The 13645-nt window shown below is 34.4% G+C and carries 17 protein-coding genes; 16 read left to right on the top strand and 1 reads right to left on the bottom strand.

Features of this window, described 5'->3' with window-relative positions; genetic code table 11:
* The first annotated feature begins 70 nt into the window (after nt 1-70).
* The 14 genes from AB5706_RS05120 (at nt 71) to AB5706_RS05185 (ending at nt 11661) form a co-directional block, all read left to right on the top strand.
* Nucleotides 71-913: a zinc dependent phospholipase C family protein gene (locus AB5706_RS05120; RefSeq protein WP_226824568.1), complete on the top strand. Its 843-nt coding sequence runs from the start codon at nt 71-73 to the stop codon at nt 911-913.
* 153 nt (nt 914-1066) lie between these two features.
* Nucleotides 1067-2230 carry a radical SAM/SPASM domain-containing protein gene (locus tag AB5706_RS05125; protein WP_054350812.1) on the top strand — a complete coding sequence of 388 codons (1164 nt, stop codon included), beginning with the start codon at nt 1067-1069 and terminating at the stop codon, nt 2228-2230.
* Nucleotides 2220-3902 (top strand): ABC transporter ATP-binding protein, encoded by a 1683-nt coding sequence (locus AB5706_RS05130; RefSeq protein WP_117843954.1) that lies wholly within the window; start codon nt 2220-2222, stop codon nt 3900-3902. The genes AB5706_RS05125 and AB5706_RS05130 overlap by 11 nt, the downstream gene beginning before the upstream one ends.
* Entirely contained in the window at nt 3899-4900 is a 1002-nt protein-coding gene (locus AB5706_RS05135; protein WP_118309291.1) for a S8 family serine peptidase, read from the top strand. The genes AB5706_RS05130 and AB5706_RS05135 overlap by 4 nt, the downstream gene beginning before the upstream one ends.
* An 11-nt stretch (nt 4901-4911) precedes the next feature.
* Nucleotides 4912-6018 (top strand): radical SAM/SPASM domain-containing protein, encoded by a 1107-nt coding sequence (locus tag AB5706_RS05140; RefSeq protein ID WP_117843956.1) that lies wholly within the window; start codon nt 4912-4914, stop codon nt 6016-6018.
* Nucleotides 6008-7273 (top strand): radical SAM/SPASM domain-containing protein, encoded by a 1266-nt coding sequence (locus AB5706_RS05145; protein ID WP_368182514.1) that lies wholly within the window; start codon nt 6008-6010, stop codon nt 7271-7273. The genes AB5706_RS05140 and AB5706_RS05145 overlap by 11 nt, the downstream gene beginning before the upstream one ends.
* An 84-nt stretch (nt 7274-7357) precedes the next feature.
* Entirely contained in the window at nt 7358-7501 is a 144-nt protein-coding gene (locus tag AB5706_RS05150; protein WP_161206376.1) for a hypothetical protein, read from the top strand.
* 23 nt (nt 7502-7524) lie between these two features.
* Nucleotides 7525-7665 (top strand): hypothetical protein, encoded by a 141-nt coding sequence (locus AB5706_RS05155; RefSeq protein WP_165852526.1) that lies wholly within the window; start codon nt 7525-7527, stop codon nt 7663-7665.
* A 17-nt stretch (nt 7666-7682) separates the two neighbouring features.
* The gene (locus AB5706_RS05160) at nt 7683-7832 is read left to right on the top strand and encodes a hypothetical protein (RefSeq protein ID WP_161206377.1); all 150 of its coding nucleotides are present in this window, start codon (nt 7683-7685) and stop codon (nt 7830-7832) included.
* A 106-nt stretch (nt 7833-7938) separates the two neighbouring features.
* The gene (locus AB5706_RS05165; protein ID WP_118309293.1) at nt 7939-8637 is read left to right on the top strand and encodes an ABC transporter ATP-binding protein; all 699 of its coding nucleotides are present in this window, start codon (nt 7939-7941) and stop codon (nt 8635-8637) included.
* A complete protein-coding gene (locus AB5706_RS05170) occupies nt 8618-10972 on the top strand; it encodes an ABC transporter permease (RefSeq protein WP_118309294.1) in 2355 nt (784 codons plus the stop codon). Before AB5706_RS05165 ends, AB5706_RS05170 begins: the two co-directional genes overlap by 20 nt.
* A 111-nt stretch (nt 10973-11083) precedes the next feature.
* The gene (locus tag AB5706_RS05175; RefSeq protein ID WP_165852525.1) at nt 11084-11227 is read left to right on the top strand and encodes a hypothetical protein; all 144 of its coding nucleotides are present in this window, start codon (nt 11084-11086) and stop codon (nt 11225-11227) included.
* A gap of 39 nt (nt 11228-11266) precedes the next feature.
* Nucleotides 11267-11407: a hypothetical protein gene (locus AB5706_RS05180; protein WP_161215723.1), complete on the top strand. Its 141-nt coding sequence runs from the start codon at nt 11267-11269 to the stop codon at nt 11405-11407.
* A gap of 116 nt (nt 11408-11523) precedes the next feature.
* Nucleotides 11524-11661: a hypothetical protein gene (locus AB5706_RS05185; RefSeq protein ID WP_165852524.1), complete on the top strand. Its 138-nt coding sequence runs from the start codon at nt 11524-11526 to the stop codon at nt 11659-11661.
* Nucleotides 11662-11713: 52 nt separating this feature from the next.
* Here AB5706_RS05185 and AB5706_RS05190 read toward each other — a convergent pair whose 3' ends face one another.
* Nucleotides 11714-12385 (bottom strand): winged helix-turn-helix transcriptional regulator, encoded by a 672-nt coding sequence (locus AB5706_RS05190; protein ID WP_161215722.1) that lies wholly within the window; start codon nt 12383-12385, stop codon nt 11714-11716.
* 212 nt (nt 12386-12597) lie between these two features.
* On the opposite strand from AB5706_RS05190, the gene AB5706_RS05195 reads away from it, so the two are divergent.
* Complete coding sequence (locus AB5706_RS05195; protein WP_118309296.1) at nt 12598-12954, top strand: helix-turn-helix domain-containing protein; 357 nt, start codon at nt 12598-12600, stop codon at nt 12952-12954.
* A 72-nt stretch (nt 12955-13026) separates the two neighbouring features.
* A complete protein-coding gene (locus tag AB5706_RS05200; RefSeq protein WP_120092701.1) occupies nt 13027-13440 on the top strand; it encodes a hypothetical protein in 414 nt (137 codons plus the stop codon).
* Nucleotides 13441-13645: the final 205 nt, after the last annotated feature.

Genomic DNA, 13645 nt, shown 5'->3' on the forward strand with positions numbered 1-13645 from the left:
ACTAAACAAATTATATGTTTTTTCTTGAAGCAGGATGTAAAATAAAGAAAAAAGAAGAGGAGGCATGGGTATGCGAAAAAAAATGAAACTATTTATTGCCATGGTATCAGTGGGGGCTTTATTGGGAACGATGCCAGTTATGGCAGCGGAACAACCAGAACTTCCAACGAAAGTGCAGGATATTGCGAATGGTTCTGATGAACTTTACGGGGAAGGAGTTCCGATTGAGCATGGCACAAATCCAGATGAAAGATTTTCGTCTGGTGGGGTAGATCATACACATCAGTATATTGTTGCAAACGCACTTAAAATTCTGAGCAATGATAAAGGAAATAGTGCATTCAATGGTGAGCTGAACTCATCTATTCTTATGGAGGCAACCGACTGGCCGGATAAACTTGGAAATGAAACAGATGCAGGAACTTTTGCAGGACACTTTTATGATCCTGATACTGGAAAAAACTGGCTTGGTCAAAAATCTCCGACAGCTAGGACAAGAGCAGAGTCATATTTTCAGGCAGCAGTAAATGCGTATCGTGCAGGAGATGTACAATTGGCTATGTCAAACTTAGGAAAAGGCACCCATTATGTATCAGACTTAAATGAACCGCATCATGCATCGAACTTGACAGCAGTAAACAGCAATCATTCCGCTTTTGAAAAATATGTTGATAAAAACCGTAAATCTTACACAATAGCAGGAAATTCGTTTGGCTCATCCGTATATACAACCGCATTAAATACATCAACAGGAGATTTGATGTATTCCGCAGCAAAACATGCGAAAGGGCTTGCGGCGGATGCTCAAAAGGAAAGTTCCTATGATAGTGCAGGCAGACAATCTGTGCAGCATGCTATACAGACGGTAACTCAATATATGTATAAATTTGGAAAAGAAGTTGGAATCTATTAATAAGAGTTTTTCAGGTCTTGGTATTAAGAATATCGAGGCCTGTTTTTTATGCCATTTAGACACTAAAATACGCAAAATAATCAAAATATATGGCGAGATAGGAGAATTTGATTAAAATTGTTTTTAGTATATTCAAGAAAGGAGTAGACAGATATGTATAATTTCACATTATATATGACAACAGATTGTAATTTTAAATGTCAGTATTGTTATGAAGACTACCATAACCATTATCAGTTGAATGAAAAAACACTTGTGGACTCTTTGGAGTTTATGATGAATTATGGGGATAGAGGGAAAGTCTTGATTGATTTTTTGGGCGGTGAGCCTTTGCTGAAGAAAGATTTAATTTACAAGGCAGTAGCCTATATCAAAGATAATTATCCGGAAAGGGAAGTAAAGTATTATATTACTACCAACTGTTCCATGATGGATGATCGGTTCATTGCATTTATGAAAGAAAATCATTTTACAGTACGCCTTAGTTTTGATGGGAATAAGGAAACCCATGATTTGAACAGAGTTGCGAAAGATGGAGTTTCTTGCTATGAAAAAATTTTTGAGAATATCATGAAGGTAAAGGATAGTGGATTGAATTTTTCTGTAAGAATGACGGTCACAGAAAATACCATTCCGTATATGTTCGAAAATATCTGTTACCTGCATGAGCATGGATTGGATAACATCTGTATGATTATGGATGTATATTTAAAAATATGTGATGAGCTGAAGGCAGAATTTGAAAAGCAGGTGGGACAAATTTTGCGGTACTATTTGGCTGAGGCAGCAGCGGGCAGAGTTTTTACTATAGATCAATTTGATGGAAAAATGTTTAATATGTTGTGTGATTTTGGGAACTGCTTTGGCATGTGCGATGCCGGAATTGGAAATTTCAAGATCTTTCCGAATGGTCAGATATATCCATGTGGATTTCTTACAAGTAATGAAAAATATTGTATAGGTAATATCAAGGAAGGCGTTGATATAAGAAAGGCAAAATTAATAGCAATGTCGAACTTTGATAAAACCGATCCGAAGTGCAAGGGATGCACAATCCGAGATTTTTGTCATGGTATGAAATGCGGATATATGAATTTTATCAATACAGGGAAGATTAATGTACCATCGGATGCAGAGTGTATTTTTGAACATATCTTTTATAAGGCAATGGTGCAGATTCTTGAATATTATTTACAGCAGCCGATTGAAATAGTTAGAGAAAAATTAGGAGTGTATATAGACTATATCCAGGAGGAAGATTTAAAATTCAGTGAGTTCGGAGAGAAGATTGCCAAGAGGTTAAGCGATGAAAAGTAAAGAAAGCCGTCCATATCTTGGATTTTTAAAAGAGTATGCTTTTAAGAAAAAGTTACTACCTTCCTATATTTTAACAATAGCAACGATTGTGTTAACGGCGGGAGTTTCTTTGGTGCGTCCGGAGCTGCAGGGAAAAGTGATAGATGATTTGGGGAATCCACATAGTACCAGTTTATCTGCGTTTATGCTCCTTCTGGTGGTGTTCCTGGGCATGTTACTGCTGAACTACCTTATGAATTATGTACAGCGTTATATCGTGGCTGTTATTTCGGAAGAGATAGCAGCAGATATGCGACAAAAGGTAGAAGATAAATTATCAACAGTAAGCGTGAATTTTTTTGAGAAGATAAAGCTAAGTGACATTTTGCTGAAAGTAGATAAAGATGTTTCAGCAGTGAAACAATGTGGAATCACAAGTATTATCACATTGGTTTCCAATATTGTTATCCTGGTGGTTGTTCCTCCATATATGTTTTCTATCCATAAGGGGATTGCCGTATCCAATATTATCTTACTTGTCAGTGTTCCTTTTATTAGTAGAATCCTGGGGAAATTGATACAGGAAACCAGTGGTCAAGTTTTGGAAGGATATAACAGCATAACCAATGTTCTGACAAACACCTATGATAATTGGTTTATTACAAGACTCTTTCAATGTGGGCAATATGTGCATGATATGTACTTTGAGAAAAATCAGAAATACAAAAAAGAGACGAATCGCCAGAATTTGTTGTACATATTGAATACATCTACGATACTCGTGATTCAGTTTATAGGAACAGTCATAATTTGGGTAGTCGGTGCACAAGAAGTATTTAAAGGAAATATGACCATAGGTACCATTATGGCCTTGATGAATTACCAGACAATTATTATGAATCCTATTATTGGAATCGCACAGTTTGCTAACGAGTATCATACAGCCGTAGTTTCCTTAAAGGATATCAATGGTTTGCTTCAGTATCCGGATCAGAAACAAGGAGATGGAGAGAAAGTAACAACAGTTAACAACATTTCCTTAGAAGAGATGAGCTTTTCTTATACAGAGTCGAATAAGAAGGTATTTGACCGGCTCAATTTGAAGTTCGAAAAAGGCACTCTTTACGGAGTTCATGGAAAAAGTGGACAAGGCAAAAGCACTCTGTTCAAAATTATAACAGGTGTGTATCAACCGACAGAAGGAAAAGTAGTTGTGAATAACACAGATTTGCAGGAATTAGATATTAACAGCTATTGGGAAAATACAGGATATGTTATGCAGCGTACACAGTTCTTCAATGATACGGTAAGACGGAATATGGGATTACTACATATTGTTTCGGAAGAAGAAATGGATACAGTGGCAAAGTGCTTGGATTTGTATGATGAAATCCATACTTTAGAAATGGTATGGGATACCGAGATAAAGATAGATCCATGCAATTTCTCAGAAGGACAAATGCGGCGTTTAGATATTATGAGGAATATTTTGAAAAATTCACAAATTCTGATTTTTGATGAAGCGACAGCAAATATTGATGAAAAACGAAGAGGGCGTTTTTATCAATTATTGCATGCGTTATCAAGGGAGAAAATTATTATTTTTTCTACGCACAATCTGGAAGAATTGCGAGAAGCAGATATTATTGTGGATTTGGAGAAGCTACATATAAGGCAGGTGAGTGAAAAGTGAGGATAGGTGTGTTGGATTCCAATGGATCTTTTGATAATCCTTTTTTTCAGGATAAGAAAATTGTAAAAATAGACTGCAAGTGGAAAGGTCAGGAATACAGTAAAGATGCCTTTGGATTTACCCATGCGGAATATGTCTGTTCTTTTATTTTAAAGGAAAACCCAGAAGCTGAAATTGTTCTGGTACCCATTGTGAGGAAGAACAAAAAGAGTACGGTTCTGGATATGATAGAAGGTATTGAATTACTGATAGAGGAACAGGTAGACATAATTAATATGAGTATGGGAGATGAGTACAAATATCACAAAGAAATAGAGGAGGTATGTAGAGCAGCTACAGAAAAGGGGATTTTGATTGTGGCAGCATACTCTAATCAGCAAGTAGAAGCAACCTATCCGGCTTCCTTCCCTTTTGTAATGGGAATAAGATGCCTGGACATAGAGAATCCTTTACAGGTTTTCCAATATGATGGGATAGGAAAGGATGTGATTTTTTCCTCTAAATTTTTTTCTCTTTATCATTTAGGCATTCCTAAGTTTTATCAGGGCAATAGCTTTGGGTGTGCTGTAATAACAGGGTATTTAAGCAATTATGAGGATGAATATGAACAGGCAATTTTACAGTTTACTCTCAACACTTTGAATCACTATTATCCATATCAAACATTGAAGCAGAAACAGTGTTATTTTCTAACGAACCGTATAGAAGAACCTTTAGAGCAGCGTTTCATACGGGAAGTAACGAGAACAGAGAGATGTGATACTTTTGAAAGTGGAATGGAAAAATTGAGAAATATAAAAACAGCAGAACAGTATCCGGTGCTATTTATTGATCACAACAATTATCAGGAAATATGTGAGTATAAAGAGAGAATCAGGGTATATGCCATGGAAAATCCGAAGACAGAAATTATTTTGCGATATCCCTTATTTAATATGGTGGAAAGATTGGATTTCCAGAAGAAAACAAATAGAAATTTGAACCAATTTACAGTTTAGGAGGCAGGAAAATGTATACATTGTCATTAGAGATCATAAATAAGTGCAATTTGAATTGTACTTACTGCTATCTGGGCGAGAAGAAAAATACATACATGAGTTTAGAAACGGCTCAAAAGGCAATCGATATTGCTGTGCATGAAGCAAATAAACAGCATGATCGGACACTTATGGTTTACTTTATTGGAGGGGAACCCCTTATGGCATTTAATCTGATGAAAGATGTGGTAGATTATGCGAAGAAAAAATGCCAGGAAACAAACTTAATATGCAAGTTCAGTACTACGATAAATGGAACGTTAGTTACAGATGAAGTAATTGATTTTTTTGTGGAAAATACATTTGAGGTGAAGGTGAGTTTAGATGGTCCTGAGTATGTTCAGAATTTGAACAGGAGAGATTATGCAGGAACCGGAAGCTTTGAAAAAATTATGAAGAACCTTCCGTTATTGAGAAAATATGAGCAGGAAACAGGAAATCAGATTTCGGTAGCCAGTGTTGTGACAAGTAATAACTATCAATATTATGCAGAAAGTTTCCAGTTTTTGCTTGATTTAGGAATTAAAAAATTAGAGTCGGGAATTGATTATTATTGCTCCTGGAGTGATGAGCAGATACAGGGATTACGAGAACAGATAGAGAAGGTATTTGGTTTATATAAAGCACATATACAAAAAAATCAAGAAGTAATCTTTTGGAATCTTTGGGAACAATATCTGAAATCTTTCCTGATTCCATGTCCATTTTACGCATGTAAGGCAGGTTTGACAACTTGCTATGTAACAACGGATGGTGGGATTTATACTTGTGCGGAACTTCCAGAATTTAAAATCGGTTCTGTAGAAGCCGGGTTGGATGTTCCGAGGATTCGAGAGATTATTTACCTAGAGGATCAAGAGGATACAATGTGTAAAAAATGTCAATACATTAGACATTGTAAAACAAGAGGCTGTCAGGTGGCAAATTATGAAATTCACCAAAATGTATATCAACCTATAAAAGTGAATTGTGAAGTGACGAAGTGGATGTACCATCTGATTCAAACAAACTTAACTGAAAAACAGCTTGAAAAGCTGAAACAAGAATATGAAAGGAGATATTTACGTCATGGAAAGTAAGATGAATGAGTTTATTAAGATAACTGAGGGAGAAAAAGTGGCTTTAATTGATCCGGTAGGAAAAGTCTGCCTGGGGGTAAGTAAAAGATTTGCAGACAATTTAGATAAACCAGAGTTTCAGGAAAAGTTATTCCCTGTATGGGAGCAGCAAACTGAATTTGTAAAAGAAATAGAGAAGAATCATGAGAAAATCAATACGGTATATTTGATGGTAACCAGGAAATGTAATATGAATTGTGATTTTTGTGCGATCGGTGCAAACGACAAACTTCGTCCAGAAAAAGAATTTAAGCTGGAGGATATACAGAATAAGGTGATCCCGTTCTTTCAGAAAAATAAGCCACATAAAATGATTCTTACAGGTGGAGAGCCACTGATTAAAGATCAAATTGTGGAAATTGCAAAAGCATTAAGAAATGGTTTGACTTGCCCCATAACACTGCAGAGCAATGGTCTTGTGATCACCAAAGAATTAACAGAACAACTCAAAGGATATATAGACGAAATTGATTTCAGTACCATGCACATGTTTGGAACGCCTGAAAAGGAGCAGCAGCTAATTAATCATATCGAGATGTGTCAGCAAGCTGGAATAAAGGTGGTCCTTAGTTTTATTTATGAGAAAACCAATGAAGTGGATTTATATCGATTGATTGATATAGCTGCTAAATATGACATTGATGTTCTTTTTAATATTGTTTCATCTGTGGGTAGGGCGAAAGAAAACTCTGAAATTTTAACAGATATGGAACATCTTGATATGAACCTGAAGATAGCAAAATATATATTGAAACAGGGATACGAGAATAAAAAAATAGGGGGAGCCTTTTATCAAAGAATTCAGGTAAGAAATTCTTGTGGGGGTTATGGAAAAGTTATGGCAATTTTCCCAGAAGGCGATATTTATATGTGTCAGTGTATGGAGCAGAACCAGGTTCGAATGGGAAATATACTGGCCGATGAGCCACAGAAAATTTTACAGAAATTAGAAAATTTATTGGAAAAAGATGAAATTAAGAGATTGTTCTGTGCTGAAAATAAAGAAATATGTAAAGAATGTGATTACCGCTATATATGTGGTGGACGTTGTATGGCATCAGAAGAACCTTATGATTACCGGTGCATTTTCTTAAAAGCAGTATTAAATTATGTGCTGTTTTACTATGATGCTAAAGAAAACAGAAAGAAAAATTTAGAAATCTATATTGAGTATATGGAGAAGGTAAAGAGAAAATGGGAGGGAGAAGCCAACTAGGAAGAAAAAAGAGCAATTTAAACAAGAAATATAGATAAAAGGTGTGTGCAAGCGTATAAATATAGGCATAAGGAGGTGAGTTCTATGGAAGAATTCAATGCAGAAAGAAAATCCTCAGAACTTAGCAAAGAGGAAGTAAGTATTTATACGAATGACTGTGGTGTGACAAGGTATAATTGCGTAACAGATTGTTTTGGGGTATTAGCTTTAATTACAGAAGAGGAGTAATTTCGGAAAGGAGACAGTAGACTATGAACGAATTAAAAGAAAAAGAAGCTCAGGAATTATCAAAAGAAGAAATCAATGTTTATGCAGCAGGCTGTGGAGAAATCCAGAATCATTGTAAAAATGACTGCTTTGGTGGCGGATCTTTTCTGAATCCGGATTATTAAATAGGAGGATGGTTGTCATGGAAGAAAAGAGAATCGAAGTAACTGAAAATGAAGAGTTATTAAAAGAAGAAGTTGACATTTATGAATGGCCAGACTGCGATATCGTTCGTAAGAAATGTGAAAATGATTGTATCGGTGGCGGCGCTTTTTTAAATACAACTAAGTAATACATACAAAAATATGGAAGGCTATTCGAGAAAACAAAATCGAGTAGCCTTTCATTGATATATAGATAGATATGAATTAAAGAAAGATTTAAAAGGAGAAATAATTATGAAAGTATTGGAAGCAAGAAATATAAAAAAATATTATGGAAAGGAACCTAATATAACAAAGGCATTGGATGGAGTAGATTTTAGTGTTGAAAAGGGAGAATTTGTAGCTATTGTTGGTACATCAGGAAGTGGTAAATCTACCTTATTAAATATGTTGGGAGGATTGGATGTACCTACCTATGGGGAAATTAAAATCCAAGGAAAAAAATTGTCAGACTTAAATGATGAGCAGCTCACAATCTTTCGAAGAAGGAATATAGGCTTTATTTTTCAAAACTATAACTTACTCCCCATGTTAAATGTTTATGAGAATATAGTTTTGCCAATTGAATTAGATGGGCAGGAAGTTGATCAGATATTTTTGAACGAAATTATTAATATGCTCGGTTTAAAGGAGAAACTGAAAAGTATGCCGAATATGTTATCTGGCGGACAGCAGCAGCGTGTTGCGATTGCAAGAGCCTTGATTACGAAGCCGGCAATTATACTTGCGGATGAACCTACAGGAAATCTTGACAGCAAGACGAGTCGGGATGTACTGGAATTGATTCAAAGTACGAGTAGAAAATTTGAGCAAAGTGTTGTGATGATTACTCATAATGAGCACATTGCAGATTTAGCACAACGAATAGTGAGGATTGAAGATGGAAAATTTTTGAAAACTGGAGTTGGTGAAAATGAGAAAATCAGGGAATAAAAAAGCAATAAAAAATATTGTACAGAGAAATCTTCAGTCTGAAAAGCGAAGAAATGTTATGTTAATGATTTCTATAGCACTAGCATCATTTTTGATATGTTTTTCAGGACTTATTGCGACTTCACTGCTGGAAGTGAAGAAAAAACAGATTCAGGATACATACGAAGCAGTATATATGAATGTTTCAGAAGAAAAACTGTTAAAGCTAAGAGAAGAAACGGGATTTGAAAGAGTAGGACAATACTATATTGTTGGGGATATACCGTCTGACAAAAAATATACAGCAACTTTTTTTTACATGGATCAGCCAATGCTCTATATGATGAGAAATCAAATGAGTTTATCCAGTGGAAAAGTTCCAGAGGAAGAAAAACAGATTGCTGTATGTAAAAAATGGTTGGAAAAGTATGGAAAAGATAAAAAGGTAGGAGATAAGATCAATTTAAACACGGATCAACTATCAGGAGAATATACGATTTCAGGGATTCTTGATATGACGACTAGTGGAGAAACATTTCCGTTTTTAATATCTTGGGAAAAACTGGAAAATTATGAAAACTACAATGAAGATTCCAATATGGTTTATGTGCATGTGAAGGAAAAGAATGTTGAAGATATAAAGAAATATTGCAGAGAAATTGGTGAAAAAAATAATTTACCTGTGGCATTTAATAATCCATATTTCAGGTACGTTAATCAAGTGATTTCTGCAGATCAATTAGGTATCTTAGGAATATTAATTGGACTTGTTTTGATAGGAAGCTATACTGTTATAAAAAGCATTTTCCAAATTTCCATAATTAATAAAATACAAAATTACGGACAACTTAGAACGATAGGAACGACACAAAAGCAGATAAAAAAGATTGTAAAAAAGGAAGGAAGATATTTAGGTGTTAGAGGAATACTGACAGGTATTTCATTAGCAATACTTTGTTCAGCAATAATACTAGCAAAAGGAATTAATATTGGGAATTATATTGTATGTGCAATGATAACCGTAGCTATCTGCGGCATTATTGTCAGTATATCTATAAATAAACCAATTAAAATAGCAATGAAGGCATCTCCGATGGAATCTGTGAGGATGACAGCAATTAGTAATATAAAAATATCGAAACAAGAAAAAAATAGAAAGCTTACGCCAATATCTTTGGGAATAATGAATTTTAAGAGAGAACCCAAAAAAGTATGGAGCATTGTTATATCATTAAGCCTTGGAGGAATCATTCTGCTAACGGTATCTTCAGCTTTACTTTTACAATCACCCGAAAGGATGGCACAACATTATTTTGGTGATGCTGATTATAAAATATATATAAATTCAGATAAAGAGCCGACAGAACAATTATATTCCGGGAATCCTCTTAATGATAAGCTGAAAGAAGAAATCGGTAGCATTCCAGGTATCAAAGAGATACAAACATTAAGAAAATCAGCAACCTTTACCTTTGAATATCAGGGATATGGAGGAAGAGGAATGTGTGATATGATTACCAAGCAAAATAAGAAAGAAATCGAAGATGCATTAATTGCAGGGCGAATGCCTGAAAATTCCCGTGAAATATTAGTAAAGTCTGGTTATGAAGATTTTGGGGAAGAAGTAAAAGTAGGAATGCAGTTTGAGATTTCGTTAGGAAGAGAAAAAATACCAGTAACAGTATCAGGAATTTTCCAATCAACTAAAGTTGCATCTACAAAAGGAAGTGGGCAGTTAGGATTTAATGCTGCGATGATGTGTATGACGGAAGACGCTTTTAAAGAATTATTGCCTGGAATAAATAATTTTGATTTTACATGGGTAATAAACATTGATCCGAGGGAGGAGAGCAGTGTTGATGAAAATCTTCGTAATACGATTTCACAAAACGAAGATATTGCAATCGAAAGCTTTAGCGAAAGAGTGAATAGATATGAGAAAAATAATACAATATATCTCATTTTGCAGATGATTTCCAGCCTAATTTTCCTTTTTGGTGTGATAAATTTGATCAACACGACACTGTCCAATCAATTATTCAGAAGACGTGAATATAGTGTTTTACGGTCTATAGGATTGACAGAAAAGCAGCTTTATAAAGTTATTATCGGTGAAGGTATGTGCTATTCTATCTTAAGCATTTGTATGACTTTGCTAATTGGAACTCCTATTGCAATGTTAATTTGTCGTCAAATGAGTATAAGCTGTTATGGGAAAGTGGTAGAATATTCATTTCCGTTTTTTTATATGGGTATATACGTATTGGTACTTCTGTTAATACAGGTTATATTATCTATTTACCAAATAAGAGAACAGAAGAAAAAATCCATCATTGATCAGCTAAGAATGGAATAGTTATCCAAACAGAAAGAAAAAAATGCAATCTGCACATAAAATATGGAAATGAAATTTTAAAATAGTATACTGATGTTATCAAAAAATATTAATGGGAAGGAGGGAAGGCGGATGAGGGAGCAAAGAGATGAGCAAGAGCCAAGAGAACTCTTTAATGCAGAAGTAAGCATTTATACGGATGATTGTGGAGAGATTCAATTTCATTGTTTAAATGATTGCTTGGGTGGAGGCGCTTGGCTCAATATTGAATACTAATAACAATTGAATAAGTTTATACAGAAAGGAAAATAAGACATGGAAAACGAGAGAAAAGTAAAAAATAATGAAATAGAGATAGAAGAAGTGAATGTATATACAGATGATTGTGGCACAACAAGAAAAGATTGTGTAACAGATTGTATCGGTGGAGGTGCTCTTATAACCCCTATGAACTAACATAAAGTAAGAGAGCTTTTATAGAGACGATTGTGGATTAACAAAATACCAATATTGGTGGTAGCGTTTAGATATGTGCATAATCAAAAGTACGGAATGAAACAAGGAGGATTTTTATGAACGATGTAAAATTAGAGAATGTTGAATTACAGGAAGAAGAGGTCAATATATACACTTCAGACTGTGGAGTAACAAGAAAAGCGTGTATAACGGATTGTTTTATGACGACTTGTTTAATTACTTGTGCAGAATAGATGGTGCGATATTAAATGAGCAGCGTTATCTGTAATGGATTATGCTGCTCATTTAATATGTAATCCATATATATCCAATCCCATATATTGTCTTAATATAATGATGATTTTCAGTATCAATTCTTTGGCGTATACGGCAGATCATACTATTCAGAGAGGTTTCTTCTACATGATTCCCATTTCGATCCCATAGTGAATATAAAAGATGTTGTCTGGTTAAAACAGTGTTTGGATTTAGAGAGAGTAGTTTGAGCAGCTTAAATTCCAGTGGAGTAAAGGAAGTAGAAATCCCGTCAATCACTGCGGTTAAGGAGTCAAAATTTAAAGTTATATGGCTGTCTTCGTACTGTGTGGTTAGATGATAGTTGGTAAATAAGATATCCAATTTTTTCATTAAAAGTGCTGGTGATGAGAGAGTCGAATATAAATGATCATTAGCACCGGCTTCGTAGAAATCCAAAATTATTTGTTCTGGAATATTAGTAGGACATAAAAACAGAACAATGATGTTTGGGGAGCATTTTTTTGCAGCTTTACTTATGGTAAGGCTGTATTTATGTAACAGTGTGAAATCCAGGATTAAAGCATTATAAGAGTTAAAGGATATGCTACTAATTTGCTTTGGTACAGCGGAAATAAAATCGGTATGATAATTTTGCTTTAAGATATTCTCCAGATTTTTCCCCAAGACGGACGGGTTGCCAATCAATAATAGTTTTTTCATAAGCATTTCTCCTCCCCTATAAGCACTAGTATATTTAAAAGAAAAGAAGTTGTAATATTGTTTGTATAGATTGACTTTTTTTCGGTATAGATGTATAGAAATGATGATAGTAATACTACGATATACCACGATACATAGTAGTAATACTCTTAAATGAAGTAAAATACAGGTGTATTTAAGTGTAAAATGAGTGTATCGGGAGGTGTACGCTTGTGAATCGAATATCTGAATTAAGAAAAAAATTAGGCCTGACTCAGACAAGGTTAGGGGAAGAAATAGGAGTCAGTCAGCAGACAATTAGTAAGTATGAAAAGGTAGACGAGAATATTTCTGGTGATATGTTGCTTGCATTATCCAAATTCTTTAAAGTCCCAGTTGATTATATATTGAGAAAAGATGAAGAAGAACAGCAGAGAGAACAGGATAATAAAAGAGAAATTATGGAGTTGTATAGAGATATGGACCAGTACAATAGAGATACCTGGATTATTATAGGAAAGCGTTTATTGGGCGGTCAGTTACACAAATACAATGAAGATAGTATCATAGAAAAAAGGCTAAAGGAATAATTTAATAAGATTTCTGCAATAATTCGGCTGTATACTTAAAGTATAACGATAAATGATATGAGGAGGCAGAGAATGGGAGAATTATTATACTTTAAGAATTGTGAGGAAAGAAAAAAAGCAGAGGAATTGTTAAAGAAATATTGGCCGGAAGCGTCCTTTGTAGTCATGCGATTAGATATGCAAAATACAATAGAAGAAGAAAGAGTTCATTTCGGAAAATGGGATATTGAATTTAAAAAGAAAAGGATGATTTATGATGGAACGGAAATTATAATTACTGATCTGCAATGGGATATTTTAGAACTTTTGATGAGTGATTCAGAGTTGAGTTTTTCGATTAAAGAAATTGCATACGCTACGAACATTGAAGTGTATGAAGCTCAAATATATGTGGAAGAGTTATTAAAAACAATAAAGGAACAAACGGGTTCTGCAATAGTACAAAAGAATGAAGAAAGATACTCATTTGTGGAAATTACAGATTAAGTGATGGAGAAAAAGCAGTGGATTTACACTGTTTTTTTTATGTGGAGAATGATAGTAGTATCAATACTGCCATGAAGGTGTAAGCGATTAAATAACCAGTCTTGCTAATATTTTGATTTAATTAGATGGATATGTTATTTCATAGAAGAATAGCAAAGTCATTTGGTTTAAAGATAAAACCAACCGGACAGAAAAAAGTACAATG

Origin of the sequence: Ruminococcus sp. RTP21484sp1_RTP21277st1_D2_RTP21277_210401 (assembly GCF_040924225.1) — a bacterium.
GTDB lineage: Bacteria > Bacillota > Clostridia > Lachnospirales > Lachnospiraceae > Blautia_A > Blautia_A faecis.